We start from the raw sequence: 18166 nt of genomic DNA on the forward strand, positions 1-18166 counted from the left end.
TGTCCACGTACGCGTCGAGCTGGCCGGTGAGCAGCCGGGAGATGGACCAGGTGGCGCTGTTGAAGACGAACACCCCGCCGGTGTTGGCCGAGCGGGTTACTTCTTGCGGCGGCGGCCACCCGCCGCCTTCTGCGCCTTGCGGCGCTCCGCCCGCGTCAGCCCGTCGCCCGTGGCCGGCTGGCCGTCCGCGTCGAAGTCGCCCTCGACCACACCGCCCTCCCCGTCCACCGTCGGCGCGGAGAAGTGCAGCCGGTCCGGCCGCTGCGGCGCGTCCAGCCCCTTGGCCCGGATCTCCGGACGCGGCACAGACGGCGCAGCCTGCGCCGACGGCGCCGCCGCCTCCACCGGGACCTCCTCGACCTGCTGCTCGACCTGGACCTCCAGGTTGAACAGGTAGCCGACGGACTCCTCCTTGATGCCGTCCATCATGGCGTTGAACATGTCGAAGCCCTCCCGCTGGTACTCGACCAGCGGGTCCTTCTGCGCCATCGCCCGCAGGCCGATGCCTTCCTGCAGGTAGTCCATCTCGTACAGGTGCTCACGCCACTTGCGGTCCAGCACCGACAGCACGACCCGCCGCTCCAGCTCCCGCATGATGTCGGAGCCGAGCTGCTTCTCGCGCGCCTCGTACTGCTCGGTGATGTCGTCCTTCACGGACTCCGCGATGAACTCCGCCGTGATGCCGGCGCGGTCGCCCGCCGCGTCCTCCAGCTCCTCCACCGTCACCTTGACCGGGTAGAGCTGCTTGAACGCGCCCCACAGGCGCTCCAGGTCCCACTCCTCCGCGAAGCCCTCGACCGTCTCGGCCTGGATGTACGCGTCGATCGTGTCGTCCATGAAGTGGCGCACCTGGTCGTGCAGGTCCTCGCCCTCCAGCACCCGGCGCCGCTCGCCGTAGATGACCTCGCGCTGCTTGTTGAGCACCTCGTCGTACTTCAGGACGTTCTTACGCGTCTCGAAGTTCTGGGTCTCGACCTGCGACTGCGCCGAGGCGATGGCCCGGGTGACCATCTTGTTCTCGATCGGCACATCGTCCGGCACGTTCGCCATCGCCATGACCCGCTCGACCATCTGCGCCTTGAACAGGCGCATCAGGTCGTCGCCCAGCGACAGGTAGAAGCGGGACTCGCCCGGGTCACCCTGACGGCCGGAGCGACCGCGCAGCTGGTTGTCGATACGGCGCGACTCGTGCCGCTCGGTGCCCAGCACATACAGCCCGCCGAGCTCCTTGACCTCTTCGAACTCGGCCTTCACGGCCAGCTCGGCCTTGTGCAGCGCCTCGGGGAGGGCGTGCGCCCACTCCTCGATGTGCTCCTCCGGGTCGAGGCCGCGCTGCCGCAGCTCCGCCTCGGCGAGGTCGTCCGGGTTGCCGCCGAGCTTGATGTCCGTACCGCGGCCGGCCATGTTCGTGGCGACGGTGACCGCGCCGCGGCGGCCGGCCTGGGCCACGATCTGGGCCTCGCGGTCGTGCTGCTTGGCGTTCAGCACCTCGTGCGGGACGCCGCGCTTGCTGAGCTGCTGCGAGAGGTACTCGGACTTCTCGACCGAGGTGGTGCCGACCAGGATCGGCTGGCCCTTCTCGTGCTTCTCCGCGATGTCGTCGACGACGGCGGCGAACTTGGCGACCTCGGTCCGGTAGATGAGGTCGGCCTGGTCCTTGCGCTGCATCGGCCGGTTCGTCGGGATCGGCACGACGCCCAGCTTGTAGATCTGGTGGAACTCGGCGGCCTCGGTCATGGCCGTACCGGTCATGCCGGACAGCTTCGAGTAGAGGCGGAAGAAATTCTGGAGGGTGATCGTGGCGAGGGTCTGGTTCTCGTCCTTGATGTCCACCCCTTCCTTCGCCTCGATCGCCTGGTGCATGCCCTCGTTGTAGCGGCGGCCGGCCAGGATACGGCCGGTGTGCTCGTCGACGATCATGACTTCGCCGTCCATGACGACGTAGTCCTTGTCCTTCTTGAACAGCTCCTTGGCCTTGATGGCGTTGTTGAGGTAGCCGACCAGGGGGGTGTTCACGGACTCGTAGAGGTTGTCGATGCCGAGCCAGTCCTCGACCTTGGCGACACCGGCCTCATGGATGCCGACGGTCCGCTTCTTCTCGTCGACCTCGTAGTCGCCGGTCTCCTCGATGCCCTTGAGCGGCTGACCGGGCTCGCCCTTGGTGAGGCGGGTGACCAGCTTGGCGAAGTCGCCGTACCACTTGGTGGCCTGGTCGGCCGGGCCGGAGATGATCAGCGGGGTGCGGGCCTCGTCGACCAGGATCGAGTCGACCTCGTCGACCACGGCGAAGTTGTGGCCGCGCTGCACCAGCTCGTCCTGCGACCACGCCATGTTGTCGCGCAGGTAGTCGAAGCCGAATTCGTTGTTCGTGCCGTACGTGATGTCGCAGCCGTACTGCTCACGGCGCTGCGCCGGCGTCATGTTCGCCAGGATGCAGCCGACGGTCAGGCCCAGGAACTTGTGGACCCGGCCCATCATCTCGGAGTCACGCTCGGCCAGGTAGTCGTTCACCGTGATCAGGTGGACGCCCTTGCCGGACAGCGCGTTCAGGTACGCAGGCAGGGTGCCGACGAGGGTCTTGCCCTCACCGGTCTTCATCTCGGCCACATAGCCGAGGTGCAGGGCCGCGCCGCCCATCATCTGGACGTCGTAGTGGCGCTGGCCGAGGACGCGCTTGGCGGCCTCGCGGACCGTCGCGAACGCCTCCGGAAGCAGGTCGTCCAGGCTCTCGCCGTCCTGGTAACGCTGCTTGTACTCGTCCGTGAGCGCCCGCAACTCGGCGTCGGAGAGGTTGACGAAGTCCTCTTCGATGGAGTTGACCTGGTCCGCGATGCGGTGCAGTTTGCGCAGGATCTTGCCTTCGCCTGCACGCATGAGCTTGTTGAAGACGGACACCGAGGTTTGTCTCCTTGCCGGTCGGGCCTGGCACTGGTTCGTGACGGGCACGGCAGGTGGACCCCACCGCAACGGCCATCGTAAGCGAGGACGCCGCCACGTCGGGAGGTCCGCCGTATCCGCAGGGCGGCACGCGCCCGGAATGAGAACGTACGGGGGACACGGAAGGTGCCGCCGTCACCGAAAAGTGTTCGCCCCGGCCCGGCACGGACCGCAGAATCCGCTCATGGAGCCGATCACCCTGACCACCGAGCGCCTGGTCCTGCGCCCGCACCTGCCCGCCGACGTCACCGAGGTGCACGCGGCCTGCCAGGACCCGGCCATCCAGCGGTGGATCCCGGTGCCGGTGCCGTACCGCCTCGAGGACGCGGAGACCTTCGTGACGGAGAAGGTCCCGGCCGGCTGGCAGGACGACAGCGAGTACAACTTCGCGGTGCTGCTCGGGGCGGACGGGCCGCTGGTCGCCGCCGTCGGCCTGGTCACGCGGGGCGCCCACGCGCACGAGATCGGCTACTGGGCCGTCGCCGCCCACCGCGGCCGGGGCTACACGGCCGAGGCGGTGCTCGCCGTGGCTCGCTGGCTCTTCACCGAGGCCGGCTGCGTACGCCTGATCTGGCGCGCCGGGGTCGGGAACACCGCCTCCCGTGCGGTCGCCGAGAAGACCGGCTTCCGGATCGAGGGCGTGGCGCGCGCGGGCATGGAGCACCGCGACACCCTGCGCGACTGCTGGGTGGGCGCACTGCTCCCGTCCGACCTCGGCCTGCCCTCCCGGCTGCCGTACCTGCCGTCGCCGTCCTCGTCCCCGTCTCCGTCACCCGAGCCCGTCGATGTCAGTGCCGGGTCCTAGGGTGCGGCCATGACCACTGTTTCTCTTTCGGCGGACGAGGCACGGCGGATCGCGCTGCGCGCGCAGGGCTTCCTGGGGGCGCCGGACCGGCGCGGTGGCGTCCGCGGTGTGCTCCGGCACCTCGGGGCGGTGCAGCTGGACACGATCTCGGTGCTGGCCCGCTCGCACGAGCTGATCCCGTACGCCCGGCTCGGCGCCGTGGGCCGCTCCGCCGTCGAGCAGGCGTACTGGACGGAGAATCACGCCTTCGAGTACTGGTCGCACGCCGCCTGCATCCTGCCCATCGAGGAATGGCCGCATTTCGCGTTCCGGCGGCGGGCCCGGCGGGAGCACGGCTACCGCTGGCACAAGATGCAGGACCGGGAGGCCTCCTGCGCGCTGGTCCTGGACCGGCTGAAGGCCGAGGGCCCGCTCACCTCCACCGAGCTGGGCGGGGCGAAGAACGGCGGGCCCTGGTGGGACTGGTCCGAGACCAAGATCGCGGTGGAGTGGCTGCTGGACGCCGGCGACGTGGTCTGCACCCAGCGGCGCAGCTGGAAGCGGGTCTACGACCTGGCCGAGCGGGCCGTCCCGGACGCCCTGCTGCACGACGATCTGGACGACGCCGAGTGCCTGCGCAGGCTGGTGGCCCTGTCCGGGCAGTCGCTCGGCGTGGGTACCCGCGCCGATCTCGCCGACTACCACCGGATCAAGGGGGACCAGTTCGACGCGGTGGTTGCGGACTCCGGGCTGGTGCCGGTCGAGGTCGAGGGGTGGCAGAAGCCCGCCTGGGCGGACCCGGCGGCGCTGGCGACCGTACCGCGCGGCCGGCACCGCACCACTCTGCTCTCCCCCTTCGACTCGCTGGTCTGGGACCGGCCCCGGACCGAGCGGATCTTCGGCTTCAGCCACAAGCTGGAGGCGTACGTCCCCAAGCCGCAGCGGATCCACGGCTACTTCGCGATGCCGCTGCTGGCCGGCGGCCGGCTCCAGGGCCGGGTGGACCCGGCCCGCGAGGGCAGCACCCTGGTGGCCCGGCAGCTCTCCCTGACCTCGCCAAAGGCCGCGCCCGCCATGGCGGCGGCCCTGCGGGAGGCGGCGGAGTGGGTCGGCTGCGATGCCGTCCGCATCGACCGCGCCCAGAGCCCGGCCGAAGCCGCGGCGGTCACCGCCGAGCTGGCTGCCCTCGGCTAGGACACCCCCTGTCCACTGACCCGGGTCAGCGGATCTCCAGGATCTTCTCCCGCATCGCGTAGACCACGGCCTCCATCCTGGAGTGCAGCTGGAGCTTCTCCAGGATGTTCCGGACGTGGTTCTTCACCGTGTTCTCGGAGATGAACAACTCCTTGGCGATGTCCCGGTTGTTCATCCCGGTGGCCACCAGCTTGAGGACCTCCAGCTCCCGGTCCGTCAGCCGCGGCGCCGGCACCAGCCGGCGCTCGTCGGTGCGCTGGATCATCGACTTGAACTCGGTCAGCAGTTTCGACGCCATCGACGGGCTGATCTGGGACTGCCCGTCCGCGACGGCGCGGATCGCCGTGGAGACCTCGTCCGTCGAGATCTCCTTCAGCAGGTACCCGGTCGCCCCCGCCTTGATCGCGTCGTAGAGGTCCGCCTCCTCGTCGCTGATCGTCAGCATGATGATCTTCGCGGAGGGTGCCACCTCCTTGATCGAGGTGCATGCCTCGATCCCGCCCCGCCGCGGCATCCGGACGTCCATCAGCACGATGTCGGGCAGCAGGTCGGCCGCCTTGTCCACCGCTTCCGCGCCGTCCCCGGCCTCGCCGACGACCTGGATGTCCTCCTCCTGCGCGAGGACGATCTCCAGTCCCCGCCGGAACAGCGCGTGGTCGTCCACCACAAGCACCCGGATCGGCTCGCGGCAGCCCGCACCGTCCTCGGCGTGTACCGGTCCGAAGCTGTCCGCCATCATTCCTCCCCCTGCAGGCCCATGGACCGTGGCCCGAGGTCCAGTTGACTGCCCGCCATGATTCCATGCCGCGATGTCCGACATCCGGTCACTTTTCGGCCGGTTGGCTCATACGGGTGCCCCCGCAGGTCGCCAGAGCGATCCGCGGGGGCACCAATGGGACGTAACCGTCGGATTTCCGCGCCGGGCCGTCAGCCGCCGAGCGCGCCGCCCGCACCGCCGGCCTCGAAGTCGCCGGAGGTCGCGGCGTCGGGGCTGAGGTGGATGACGCCGTAGTCATAGGCATGGCGCCGATAGACGACGCTGGGCTGCTTGGTCTCGGAATCGACGAACAGGTAGAAGTCGTGGCCGACCAGCTCCATCTCGTAGAGAGCCTGGTCCAGCGACATGGGTGCCGCTGCGTGCGTCTTCTCGCGGACGATCAGGGGGCCTTCGCCCCGCACTTCGATCGATCCGATCCGGGTCGTCGGAATCGCGTCCGCCTGCTGTTCGGAGACAATTTCTCCGTTTCCGTTCAGATGTGCCGCGTCCGGCACGGCGTCGGCGACCTCGGCTGCCGAGAGCCGCCCATTTCCGCGGCGGGTGTGGCGCTTGTCGTGCTGCTTGCGCAGCCGGGCCTCGAGCTTGTCCTGGGCCAGGTCCAGCGCCGCATACGCATCGGCGGCTGCCGCCTCGGCACGGATCACCGGGCCTCGCGAACGAAGGGTGATCTCCACGCGGTCGGAACGGTCGGCCTGGCGCGGGTTGTGCTCCTTGGACACCTCGACGTCCAGGCTGATCACCTTGGCGTCGAGCTTCTGGATCCGCTCCGGATTCAGCTTCTCGGCCACGTGCTTGCGGAACCGCTCGGGCACTTCGGTCTTGCGGCCCTTGACGACGATGTCCACGCAGAACTCCGTTCCCGGATTGCCCCGCCGCTCGTCGGACGAGGCGTCTCCCTCTTGCACCAGACTCCGGTGAGCACCGGAGTCTCGGACTTGGCGACTTTCACCTCCTCCTCCCCCATCGGCAAGATCACCACCCCACCGACTTCGGGAGTCGAGAGACACCACCTGCACACGACTTGCACATGTGTCCCGACTGCGTCGGCGCCCAAGGATCGCCAGTTCCTTACAACCGAACATAGCTCTGATGGACGGTTGTCGGCACCCGCTACCGGGATGAACCTCCGTTCAAGTGGCCATTCCCTCTTACTACCTGCAACGATGGGCGTTCCCCGGCAGTTCCTAATCTATTCACGCGATTTTCGAGCCGCACTCTTTTCGAACGCTTCAAACGACTCCGCCGGCGCCGCCACGACCGCAGCGGCCGTCACCGGCAGCCCGGCTTCCCGAACCGCCCTCGCCGCTTCCGCGAGCGTCGCTCCGGTGGTGATCAGGTCGTCCACCAGGACCAGCGCTCCGCCGGCCGCTGCCCGGGCCCCGCCACCGCATATCTCCAGGGCCCCCGCCAGGTTCTCCCGCCGCTGCCGGGCGCCCAGCCCCGACTGGTCCGCCACCGCCCGCCGCTGCCGCAGTACGGGCGCCACCCGCGCCGCGGTCCCGCCCCGGCGCAGCTCAGCGGAGGCCGCCAGGGCGATCCTGCGGGCCGGATCGTGCCCCCGGGCCCGCACCTGCCGCCGCGCCGACGGCACCGGCACCAGCACCACCTCCGGCCCGCTCCGGGCGGCCTCCCGCCGCACGCCCTCGCGAACCGCCGCCTCGCGAACCACGGCCTCCCGCACCGCCGCGGCCAGCGCCCGCCCCAGCGGCCCGGCCAGCGGAAGCGCCCCGCGTTCCTTGTGGGCCAGCAGGACGGCCCGTACGGCCCCCTGATAGCCGACGGCTGCATACACCTCCGGCAGTCCCGGCGGACGCGCCCGCGGCCTCACAGGCCCCGCCTCGGCCCCGCCCAGCGCCTTCCTGCACTCCCCGCACACCAGCATCCGAACCTCCCCGCATCCGGCGCAGTCCACCGGCAGGACCAGCCCGACGAGCTCCTGCCACCACCCGCGCATGGCTCCACGGTGCCGGACCCTCCCCACCGCCCGCGACCCCTGTGGAAAACTCCCCTACGGAAGCGAAGAGCGCAGGTCAGCCAGGTCAGCCAGGTCAGCCAGGTCAGACCGGATCAGACCGCGTCAGCCCGGGTATACGGGGGCGCTGCCACCCGCCGAGACGGTGCGCCACTGGGCGCCCGGCGGCAGCCAGACGATGCCGTCGGCGTCGGAGTAGGCCACCACCGGCTGCTTCTCGTCCTCGGACGCGGCGACCTCGGTCAGGCCGTTGGCCCCGGGCAGGCTGCCCGCCACCATCGACCCGTCGGCCTGCATGTAGCGGGCCTGCATGACGCCTTCGCTCTCCCGGCCCACCACCAGCAGCCGGCCCCGCGGCGCCCAGCTCATCGCCGTCACGTCCGCCATCTGCGGGGCGGCGGGCCGCAGCTCGCGCACCGCGACCTTGCCGCCGCCCGTCGCCTCGGGCCGCTCGACCCGGCCGATGTAGAGCTCCTTGCGCGCGCCGCTCGTGGACAGGAGCAGCGCGATCCGCACCCCGTCCGAGGAGATCCGCAGCTCCTCGATGCGGCGGCCGTCCAGCCCGGCCACATCGACCCGCTGCGGGGTGCCGGTACCGCCCGGAATCCGCCACAGCACCTGGTTCTGCGGGTCCCGGTCGGCGACCCAGAGGTCGCCGCGGCCATCCCAGCTGGGCGCGGACAGGCCGTTCTTGACCCGGCTGGTCAGCACGGGTGCGGGCAGCGGTCCCCCGGTGGCCAGCGACACCGTGTACAGGGAGTGCCCGTCCTCGGAGACCACTCCGGCGCGCTTCTCCTCGTACGCAACCGCCGCCGTGCCCACCTTCAGCTGCGGCGCGCCGGCCAGCGGGCCACCGACCGGCACAGCCTGTTCGAAGGACTGCTCGGGGTCGCTGGGCAGGCTGACGCGCAGCAGTTTGTGCTGGTCGATGTAGTACTGGTGGCGGGGGGTCGGCACCCGGTTGGCGATGGAGGCGGCCAGGCTCTCGTCCACCCCGCACAGCACCGACTTGTCGGGGCGCACCAGCTCGACCCGGGCCACCCGCGAGGAGGTCAGGTCGCGGACGGTGTACATCAGCTGGGTGGCCATCTTCTGGCACTGCGGTTCGGCGACGTTGTCGGCCTTGTCGTTGAGCGGCACCCGCAGGGTGTTCTGTGCGTCGTACGACAGGGACTTGGTGCCCTCCTTGAGGGCCGTGCCGGTGGGGAAGCTGGAGCTGACGACCGGGCCCAGCCACTTGGACGGCCCGTCGAGCAGCGACTGCACGGTCTGCGTCATCTTGTCCATGCGCGAATCCGGATCGGTGCGCTGGCGCACGTACACGGGATCGGCGACGAGGGTGCCCGAAGCGAAGTAGTACTTGTTGACGGGCAGGAAGATGCGCTGGAAGTCGGACTCGCTGAGCACCAGCCCGTCGGGCAGCTCGGAGATCCGCCACTCGTTGCCCTCCCGGACCAGCTGGAGGTGCTGCTCGAACGGCACCCCGCCGGGCTCCGGCTGGTAGGCGTTGCGCTCGTCGACGGTGGCGACCTTGTCGCCGGTCAGCTTGAAGCGCGGGGCTTCCGGCTGCTTGTCGAGCTTGTCGGGCTTCTCGGGCGACCGGCCGAGGCCGCTGGACAGCACGGTGACCTTGGAGCCGGGCTTCCAGCTCTTCGCGGCCTCGGCGGTCAGGTACTGGCGAGCCGTGGACAGCTGCGGGTCGTCACTGGTCATCGCCTCCAGGAAGCCGCCGACGATCTCCGAGGGGCTGGCGTTGGGGGCCGGGGGCACGCCGTACACCCGGACCTGCGAGTCGGCGCCCTGCGTGGCCGACACCGGGCGGACCTCGCCGCGGGTGGGCATGGAGGCGCAGCCGGCCAGCATGAGCCCGGCGCCGCCCAGCGCCAGGACGCTCACCGCCTTGGCCTCCGTCCGCCTAGCCTTCACCGCGCTCCCCCTCTCGTTCCGTGGTTTCGCCCGAGCCGGGCCGGGCCACCACCCGGGCGCCGCTGCCCGGCAGGGCCGTCGGGTCGGCCGGGACCGGCACGGCAGTGGTCACCGCAGGTCGCGGCGGTATCGGCGACCGGTGTTCCGGGCCGGCACCGTGCGTCACCGCATCCCCGCCACCGGGCCGCCCGCCCACGCCCACGCCCGCCCGGCCCGCGGCACCGTTCGCCGCGGCTGCCGCAGCAGACGCAGCGGCGGACGCCGCAGCAGCCTTGGCGGCGGCCTTCTCGGCGGCTGCCCTGGCCCGGTTGGCCCGCGAGTCCTCGGGCTCCAGCGGGATCGGCGAGCCGCGCAGCGGTTCGTCCGCGGTACGCGGCAGGGTCAGCCGGAACTGCGAGCCGCCGCCCGGTTCGCCCCAGGCCTGCAGCCAGCCGCCGTGCAGCCGGGCGTCCTCGACGGCGATGGACAGGCCGAGGCCGGTACCGCCGGTGGTGCGGGCCCGGGCCGGGTCGGCGCGCCAGAACCGGTTGAAGACGCGGGTGGCCTCGCCGGGCTTCAGGCCCACGCCGTAGTCGCGGACGGCCACCGCCACGGCACCGCCGGCCGAGGCCAGCCGCACCACGACATCGCGGCCCTCGCCGTGCTCCACGGCGTTGACGACCAGGTTGCGCAGCACCCGCTCGACCCGGCGGGAGTCGGCTTCGGCGATCACCGGCTGGGTGTCGCCGAGCACCCGGATCCGGGTGCCCTTGCGTTCGGCGAGCGGCTCGGCGCCGTCGATGACCCGGCGTACGACATCCCGCAGATCTATCGGTTCCGCCTCCAGGGCCGCCGCCCCCGCGTCGAACCGGCTGATCTCCAGCAGGTCGGCGAGCAGCGACTCGAAGCGGTCGAGCTGTCCGGCCAGCAGCTCGGCGGACCGGGCGGTGATCGGGTCGAAGTCGACTCGGGCCTCGTGGATGACGTCGGCGGCCATCCGGACGGTGGTCAGCGGGGTGCGCAGCTCGTGCGAGACGTCGGAGACGAACCGCCGCTGCATCCGGGAGAGGTCCTCCAGCTGCTGGATCTTGTTGTGGAGGTTCTGGGCCATCTTGTTGAAGGCCTCGCCCAGCCGGGCGATGTCGTCCTCGCCGGTGACCTTCATCCGTTCCTGCAGCCGCCCGGCGGAGAGCCGCTCGGCAATTCCGGCGGCCATCCGGACCGGGGTGACCACCTGGCGTACGACGAGCCAGGCGATGGCGCCCAGCAGGACGACCACGAACAGGCCGGCCGTGGCGATGGTGCCCTTGACCAGGTTGAGGGATTCCTCCTCCTGGGTGAGCGGGAAGAGGTAGTACAGCTGGTACGGCTCACCGTTGATGTCGGTCAGCCGCTTGCCGATGACCAGCGCCGGCTCCGCCGGGGTGTTGGGCGTGCCGTAGTGGATCTTCGAGAAGGTCTGGTGGGCGCCGACCTTGGTGTCGACGTCCCGCCGGAGGTCGGCGGGCACACTCGCCGCGGGATCGACCTCGCCGGAGGCACGCGCTCCGCGCACGCCTCCGGTGCCCTGGTCTCCCTCTCCGGCGCCCAGGGCAACCACTTCGAAGGCGGTCTGGCCGCCACTGGCGAGCTGCTTGACCAGCCCGTTCATCCAGGTGCTGGCGTCCCGGCCGACGTTGTTGTCGACGGTGGCGGGCTCCTGCCCGTCCGCCGCGGTCGGGGCGTTGGCCTTCTCCTGGGCGACCGCGAACCCGCCCGCGGCCTGGCTCTGCGCGGCCTCCTGCTTGGCGTCGAGGAGCCCGTTGCTGACCTGACCGATGACGACGAAGCCGAGCAGCAGGACCACGCCGAGCGACATCAGCAGGGTGGCGGCAACCACCCTGAGCTGGATGTTCCGCCGCCACAGCCGGACAGCCGGAAGCAGCGGCCGGCGCGCCAGTCGCGCAAGAAGCCGCAGTACGGGGCTGCCGGGCGCCCCGTCCTGGAGCAGCCGGCCGGCCCTGGGGGACCTGCCGGGAGTCATGGTCAGCTCGGTCCGGCCTTGTAACCCACGCCGCGGACCGTCACGACGATCTCGGGGCGCTCCGGGTCCTTCTCGACCTTGGAGCGCAGCCGCTGCACGTGCACGTTGACGAGCCGGGTGTCGGCCGCGTGCCGGTAGCCCCAGACCTGCTCCAGCAGCACCTCACGGGTGAACACCTGCCAGGGCTTGCGGGCGAGGGCGACCAGCAGGTCGAACTCCAGCGGGGTCAGCGCGATCGATGCCCCGTCCCGCTTGACCGAGTGGCCGGCCACGTCGATGACCAGGTCACCGATGGCCAGCTGCTCCGGCGCGGGCTCCTCCGAGCGGCGCAGCCGGGCCCGGATACGGGCGACCAGCTCCTTGGGCTTGAACGGTTTGACGATGTAGTCGTCAGCTCCTGACTCCAGGCCCACCACCACGTCGACCGTGTCGCTCTTGGCGGTGAGCATGACAATAGGCACGCCTGACTCGGCGCGAATCAGCCGACAGACCTCTATGCCGTCCCGTCCGGGCAGCATGAGATCCAGCAGCACCAGGTCCGGCTTGGCCTCGCGAAAGGCAGCCAGGGCCTTGTCGCCGTCCGCGACGAACGACGGCTCAAAACCTTCTCCACGCAGCACAATGCCGAGCATCTCGGCCAGCGCGGTGTCGTCGTCGACGACAAGGACGCGTCCCTTCATGGTTGACATCATCCCATTAGCCAATCGTGACCCGGCGTGAGCTGGCACACAGCGGGGGTGCTGTGATCCAGTCGTCCAGTCTGCCGCCTCGGCGGGCCACAATTGAAGGTGTCCGCGGAACCGGGACGGTGGCCGGAATTCGCCGGGGGACGGCCGGTCCCCCCGGAGATCACCCATGACACGATGGCAGCGACCAGCGACAGTGATTTCCGCCGCGCCCCCGACGTACGGGCACCCCTGAAGGAGCGACGATGAACGACTCTCCGGGCTGGGCCTCGCCCGGATCCGACCCGTCCGAGCCGTCCGACCAGTCCGACGGCGCCAAGCCGGCGGCCGGACCGCAGCCCACCCCGCCGGACCGGCCCGACTCCAAGTGGTCGGCCGAGCAGCCGCCGCCCGGCCAGTGGTCCACCCCGGGCACCGGCCAGACCCCGCCACCGGCCGCCCCGCAGCCCGGCGCGGGCTGGGGCGCGTACGGACAGCAGCCCGGCCGGCCCGGATACGGCACTCCGGGCGGCCAAGGCGGCTGGGGCAAGCCCCCGGCGGCCAAGCCCGGAGTGATCCCGCTGCGCCCCCTGGGCGTCGGCGAGATCCTGGACGGCGCCGTCACCACCATGCGCACCCACTGGCGCTCGGTACTGCCCATCACCATGGCCGTGGCCGTGTTCATCCAGCTGATCAGCCTGACCCTGCAGCGCACCGTGCTGTCGGAGTTCGCGGTCACCCCGGACGAGAACGCCACCCCCGAGGAGCTCCTCGACTCCCTCGGCAGCAGCATGGTGGTCACCCTGAGCGACAGCTTCATCCAGCTCGTCGGCTCCGTGATCGTCACCGCGATCCTCACGATGATCTTCAGCAAGGCGGTGCTCGGCCAGGCCTCCAGCGTCGGCGAGGCCTGGCGCGGCGCCCGCCCCCAGCTGCTCAAGCTGGCCGGCCTGGCCCTGGTACTGACCGTCGGCGCCCTGGTGATCGGCACCGTCCTGATGATGCCCGGCGTCATCGCCGACAGCACCGGCCTGATCGTCCTCGGCCTGATCGTCGCCCTCGGCGTCATCGCCTGGCTGTGGACCAAGTTCGCGCTGGCCTCCCCCGCCCTGATGCTGGAGCGGAGCACCATCCCCCAGTCCCTGCGCCGCTCCTCCAAGCTGGTCGGCGGCTCCTGGTGGCGGATCTTCGGCATCTCGGTCCTCACCAATGTGATCACCGGGTTCGTCGGCGGCACGATCGTCGCCGTGTTCGCCGTCGTCGGCAGCCTCTTCACCAGCGAGGGCGTGTCCGGCTTCCTCAACGGCAACGCCGTGGACAGCTGGCCCTTCCTGATCATCGCGGGCATCGGCGGGGTCATCGCCCTGACCATCGTGCTGCCGATGCAGGCCGGCGTCACCGTCCTGCTGTACATCGACCAGCGGATCCGGCGCGAGGCCCTGGACCTGGAACTCGCCCGCGCGGCCGGCGTCGAGGACTACGGCAACCACGGCGGCTCCCAGCCGCCGGCCGGGGGCTGATGCGGTGACCGGCACGGGGGGCCTGCCCATCGGCGAGACACCGCCGGTGACCACACCGCGCGACGCGGCCCGCGAGGCCGCCGAGCGCGAACTGTCCAAGCCGATGTACCACGAGAACGACCCCAGCCTGCTGGACCGGGCCATGCGGAAGTTCTTCGACTGGGTCGACGAGCTGTTCGGCGCGGCCTCCGGGGCGACCCCCGGAGGCACGCTGGGCATCGTCGTGGTGATCCTGCTCGTGGTGCTGGCCTTCGGCCTGCTGTGGTGGCGGCTCGGCACCCCCGAACGGTCCCTCGCCGGCACCGGCACCCTCTTCGGCGAACGCGCCCGCAGCGCCGCCGAACACCGGGCCGCGGCCGAGGCGCACGCCGCCGCGGGCCGCTGGACCGAAGCCGTCCAGGACCGGATGCGCGCCCTCGTGCAGTCCCTGGAGGAACGCACCCTGCTGGATCCCCGCCCGGGCCGCACCGCCGACGAGGCCGCAGCCGAAGCCGCCGTCTCCCTGCCGGCCCACGCCGCGGACCTCCGTACCGCCGCCCGCGTCTTCGACGACGTCACCTACGGCGGCCGGCCCGCCGACCAGGCCATGTACGCCCGGCTCCTCGAGCTCGACCTCGCCGTCGAGCGCGCCAGGCCCGCACTGACACCCGCCGGAACCGCCGGCCCCGCCGGAGCCGTTGCAGCCACCGGGACCACCGGACCCGCCGGCCCCCCGGAGGGCAGCTCATGACCGGCCCGGCCGCGCACAGCACCTCCACCGCACCCGGCGCCGCAGAAGTATGGCGGCGCTCCCGCGGGTTCCTGCTCGCCCTCGGCATCCTCCTCGTCGCCGGAGTCGCGCTGGCCGCCATCGGCTCCGGCACCCGCCACGGCGCCCTCGACCCCCGGTCCGTCGACCCCCTCGGCAGCCGCGCCCTCGCCGAACTCCTCGCCGAACGCGGGGTCACCACCCGGGTCGTGACCTCCACTCAGGAGGCCGCCGACGCCGCCGGTCCCGACACCACGCTCCTCGTCGCCGACCCCGCCCTGCTCGGCCCCGCCCAGCACAACGTCCTGCGCACCGCCATGGACCTCTCCGGCGGCCGTACGGTCCTGCTCACCCCGGACGACGACGCCGCCCGCGCCCTCGCCCCCGGGGTCGACACCCGGGCGAGCACCGGCGCCGAAGTCCGCGACCCGGACTGCACCCTGCCCGCCGCACTCTCCGCGGGCCGCGCCATGACCGGCGGCGACCTCCGCTATCACACCGTCAACCCGGCGGCCACCGGCTGCTATCCCGACGGCGGCCGGCCCACCCTGCTCCTCCTCCCCGGCACCGCCGGCGGCGACACCGTCCTCCTCGGCAACAGCGCCCTCCTCCACAACGAGACCCTCGCCGAAGAAGGCAACGCCTCCCTCGCCCTGCAACTCCTTGGCACCCGGCCGCAGCTGGTCTGGTACCTGCCCTCCGTCGCCGAACTCGCCGAGTCCGGCGGGGTCGAGGAGAAGGGCTTCGTCGAGCTCATCCCGCCCGGCTGGGGCTGGGCCCTGCTCCAACTCACCGTCGCCGCCGCCCTCGCCGCGCTCTGGCGAGGCCGCCGCCTCGGCCCGCTGGTCACCGAAAACCTCCCGGTGGTGGTCCGCGCCTCCGAGGCCACCGAGGGCCGCGCCCGCCTCTACCGCAAGGCCGACGCCCGCGACCGCGCCGCCACCGTGCTCCGCGCCGCCGCCCGCGAACGCCTCGCCGCACTGCTCGGCGTACCGCCCGCCCAAGCACACGACCCGGCCGTCCTCCTGCCCGCCGTCGCCGCGGCAACCACCGGCCAGGCTCACCCGCCCCAAGTGCAGCCCCCGGCACGAGATCTGACCCGGGATCTGACCGGGCTTCTCTTCGGCGGCACCCCTGCCGACGACGCGGCACTCGTCGCGCTCACCGACCACCTCGACGCCCTCGAAAGAGAGGTCCGCACCTCATGACGTCCCCGACCACCGAGTCCGCCGCTTCGGCGGACCGCGCCCGCGCCTCCCTCGAAGCGCTCCGCACCGAAATCGGCAAGGCCGTGGTCGGCCAGGACTCCGCCGTCACCGGTCTCGTCGTCGCCCTGCTCTGCCGCGGCCACGTCCTCCTCGAAGGCGTCCCCGGCGTCGCCAAGACCCTCCTCGTGCGGGCCCTCGCGGCCTCCCTCGAACTCGACACCAAGCGCGTGCAGTTCACCCCCGACCTGATGCCGTCCGATGTCACCGGCTCGCTCGTCTACGACGCCCGCACCGCCGAGTTCTCCTTCCAGAACGGCCCGGTCTTCACCAACCTCCTCCTCGCGGACGAGATCAACCGGACTCCGCCCAAGACCCAGTCCTCCCTCCTCGAAGCGATGGAGGAGCGTCAGGTCACGGTCGACGGCACCCCGCGCCCGCTGCCCGACCCCTTCCTTGTCGCAGCCACCCAGAACCCCGTCGAGTACGAGGGCACCTACCCCCTCCCCGAAGCCCAACTCGACCGGTTCCTGCTCAAGCTGACGGTCCCTCTGCCCTCCCGCGAGGACGAGATCGGCGTCCTGACCCGGCACGCCGCCGGCTTCAACCCCCGCGACCTCAAGGCCGCCGGAGTACGCCCGGTCGCCGGCCCCGCCGACCTCGAGGCGGCCCGCGAGGCCGTGGCCCGCGTCTCCGTCTCCCCGGACATCACCGGGTACGTCGTCGACATCTGCCGCGCCACCCGTGAATCGCCCTCCCTCACCCTGGGCGTCTCCCCGCGCGGCGCCACCGCGCTCCTCGCCACCTCCCGCGCCTGGGCCTGGCTGACCGGCCGCGACTACGTCACCCCCGACGACGTCAAGGCCCTCGCCCTGCCCACCCTCCGCCACCGGGTCCAGCTCCGGCCGGAAGCGGAAATGGAAGGAGTCACCGCCGACTCCGTCCTCACCGCGATCCTGTCCCACGTCCCCGTCCCCCGCTGATGGGCTTCACCGGACGCGCCGCCCTGATCGCGGCCCTCGGCAGCATCCCGGTCGGCATCCTCGAACCCAGCTGGACGGGGATGCTGGCCGTCAACGGCTCCCTCGCCCTGGCCTGTGCGGCGGACTGCGCCCTCGCGGCCCCCGTCCGTACGCTCCGGCTGACCCGCTCCGGCGACACCTCGGTCCGCCTGGGCGACACCGCGGACGTCCACCTGACCCTCACCAACCCGGGCACCCGTACGCTCCGTGCCCGGCTCCGTGACGCCTGGCCGCCCAGCAGCTGGCAGCCGGGCACCGAAACCGCCGCCTCGCGGCACCGGCTCGACATCCCGCCCGGCGAACGCCGCCGCCTGACCACCCGCCTGCACCCCGCCCGCCGCGGCGACCGCACCGCGGACCGGGTGACCATCCGCTCGTACGGGCCGCTGGGCCTGTGGGCCCGCCAGGGCTCGCACTCCGTACCCTGGACGGTCCGCGTCCTGCCGCCCTTCACCAGCCGCAAGCACCTCCCGTCCCGTCTGGCCCGGCTGCGCGAACTGGACGGCCGCACGAGCGTGCTCACCCGCGGCGAGGGCACCGAATTCGACAGCCTCCGCGACTACGTGCCCGGGGACGACACCCGCTCCATCGACTGGCGGGCCACCGCCCGCCAGAACAAGGTCGCGGTCCGCACCTGGCGCCCCGAGCGCGACCGGCACATCCTGATCTGCCTGGACACCGGCCGCACCTCGGCCGGCCGGGTCGGTGACGCACCCCGGCTGGACGCCGCCATGGACGCCGCCCTGCTGCTCACCGCCCTCGCGACCCGGGCCGGGGACCGCGTGGACCTGCTGGCCCACGACCGCCGCACCCGCGCCCAGGTCCAGGGCCGCCCGCCGGGCGAAATCCTGGCCGCTTTCGTGAACGCGATGGCCCCGCTCGAACCCGAACTGGTCGAGACGGATGCCCGCACCCTGGTGTCCACCATCCTCCGGAATGCCCCGCGCCGGTCCCTGGTGGTCCTCCTGACGAGCCTGGACGCCGCCCCGATCGAAGAGGGCCTGCTCCCACTCCTCCCCCGCCTCACCCAGCGCCACACGGTTCTGCTCGCTTCGGTCGCCGACCCGCATGTGGCCGCGATGACCGCGGCCCGGGGCTCGGTGGACGCGGTGTACGAGGCCGCGGCCGGCACCCAGTCCCAATCCCAGCGCCGCCACACCGCGGACCAGCTGTCCCGCCACGGCGTCCACGTCGTCGACGCCACCCCGGACACCCTGGCCCCAGCCCTGGCAGACGCTTACCTGGCCCTGAAGGCCGCCGGCCGCCTCTAAGCACTCTGACGGACACGCCCCATCGGCCGAAAGGCCGGAACTGTCCCTAAACGCAGAAAAGCCCCGCACCATGACTGGTGCGGGGCTTTCCCACAATGATTGTTCGGCGGCGTCCTACTCTCCCACAGGGTCCCCCCTGCAG

At 71.7% G+C, this 18166-nt stretch carries 14 protein-coding genes; 7 read left to right on the forward strand and 7 right to left on the reverse strand.

Annotated elements, in window-relative coordinates:
• Nucleotides 1–96: 96 nt before the first annotated feature.
• Nucleotides 97–2895, reverse strand: coding sequence for a preprotein translocase subunit SecA (gene secA / locus ABT123_RS36035; RefSeq protein WP_351322556.1), 2799 nt, complete (start codon nucleotides 2893–2895; stop codon nucleotides 97–99).
• A gap of 226 nt (nucleotides 2896–3121) precedes the next feature.
• Between secA and ABT123_RS36040 the strand changes: the two genes are divergently transcribed.
• The gene (locus ABT123_RS36040; protein ID WP_351322558.1) at nucleotides 3122–3742 is read left to right on the forward strand and encodes a GNAT family N-acetyltransferase; all 621 of its coding nucleotides are present in this window, start codon (nucleotides 3122–3124) and stop codon (nucleotides 3740–3742) included.
• 9 nt (nucleotides 3743–3751) lie between these two features.
• A complete protein-coding gene (locus ABT123_RS36045; RefSeq protein WP_351322560.1) occupies nucleotides 3752–4915 on the forward strand; it encodes a winged helix-turn-helix domain-containing protein in 1164 nt (387 codons plus the stop codon).
• Between the two features lie 25 nt (nucleotides 4916–4940).
• Here ABT123_RS36045 and ABT123_RS36050 read toward each other — a convergent pair whose 3' ends face one another.
• The 6 genes from ABT123_RS36050 to mtrA form a co-directional block, all read right to left on the reverse strand.
• Entirely contained in the window at nucleotides 4941–5651 is a 711-nt protein-coding gene (locus ABT123_RS36050) for a response regulator (RefSeq protein WP_351322562.1), read from the reverse strand.
• Nucleotides 5652–5842: 191 nt separating this feature from the next.
• The gene (gene hpf, locus ABT123_RS36055; protein WP_351322564.1) at nucleotides 5843–6538 is read right to left on the reverse strand and encodes a ribosome hibernation-promoting factor, HPF/YfiA family; all 696 of its coding nucleotides are present in this window, start codon (nucleotides 6536–6538) and stop codon (nucleotides 5843–5845) included.
• Between the two features lie 344 nt (nucleotides 6539–6882).
• Complete coding sequence (locus tag ABT123_RS36060; protein WP_351322566.1) at nucleotides 6883–7647, reverse strand: ComF family protein; 765 nt, start codon at nucleotides 7645–7647, stop codon at nucleotides 6883–6885.
• 123 nt (nucleotides 7648–7770) lie between these two features.
• Complete coding sequence (locus ABT123_RS36065; RefSeq protein ID WP_351322568.1) at nucleotides 7771–9591, reverse strand: LpqB family beta-propeller domain-containing protein; 1821 nt, start codon at nucleotides 9589–9591, stop codon at nucleotides 7771–7773.
• Complete coding sequence (gene mtrB / locus ABT123_RS36070; RefSeq protein WP_351322570.1) at nucleotides 9581–11593, reverse strand: MtrAB system histidine kinase MtrB; 2013 nt, start codon at nucleotides 11591–11593, stop codon at nucleotides 9581–9583. Before mtrB ends, ABT123_RS36065 begins: the two co-directional genes overlap by 11 nt.
• Nucleotides 11594–11595: 2 nt before the next feature.
• A complete protein-coding gene (gene mtrA, locus ABT123_RS36075) occupies nucleotides 11596–12285 on the reverse strand; it encodes a two-component system response regulator MtrA (RefSeq protein WP_189747360.1) in 690 nt (229 codons plus the stop codon).
• A 239-nt stretch (nucleotides 12286–12524) separates the two neighbouring features.
• On the opposite strand from mtrA, the gene ABT123_RS36080 reads away from it, so the two are divergent.
• The 5 genes from ABT123_RS36080 to ABT123_RS36100 are packed head-to-tail and all read left to right on the forward strand — an operon-like array spanning nucleotide 12525 to nucleotide 18024.
• On the forward strand, nucleotides 12525–13778 hold the full coding sequence (locus ABT123_RS36080; RefSeq protein WP_351322572.1) for a hypothetical protein: 1254 nt from the start codon (nucleotides 12525–12527) through the stop codon (nucleotides 13776–13778).
• Between the two features lie 4 nt (nucleotides 13779–13782).
• On the forward strand, nucleotides 13783–14508 hold the full coding sequence (locus ABT123_RS36085) for a DUF4129 domain-containing protein (RefSeq protein WP_351322574.1): 726 nt from the start codon (nucleotides 13783–13785) through the stop codon (nucleotides 14506–14508).
• A complete protein-coding gene (locus ABT123_RS36090; protein ID WP_351322576.1) occupies nucleotides 14505–15734 on the forward strand; it encodes a DUF4350 domain-containing protein in 1230 nt (409 codons plus the stop codon). Before ABT123_RS36085 ends, ABT123_RS36090 begins: the two co-directional genes overlap by 4 nt.
• Complete coding sequence (locus ABT123_RS36095; RefSeq protein WP_150207940.1) at nucleotides 15731–16714, forward strand: AAA family ATPase; 984 nt, start codon at nucleotides 15731–15733, stop codon at nucleotides 16712–16714. The genes ABT123_RS36090 and ABT123_RS36095 overlap by 4 nt, the downstream gene beginning before the upstream one ends.
• Complete coding sequence (locus ABT123_RS36100; RefSeq protein WP_351322578.1) at nucleotides 16714–18024, forward strand: DUF58 domain-containing protein; 1311 nt, start codon at nucleotides 16714–16716, stop codon at nucleotides 18022–18024. The genes ABT123_RS36095 and ABT123_RS36100 overlap by 1 nt, the downstream gene beginning before the upstream one ends.
• Nucleotides 18025–18166: the final 142 nt, after the last annotated feature.

The organism is Streptomyces sp. NPDC002054, from assembly GCF_040296685.1.
Lineage (GTDB): Bacteria > Actinomycetota > Actinomycetes > Streptomycetales > Streptomycetaceae > Streptomyces.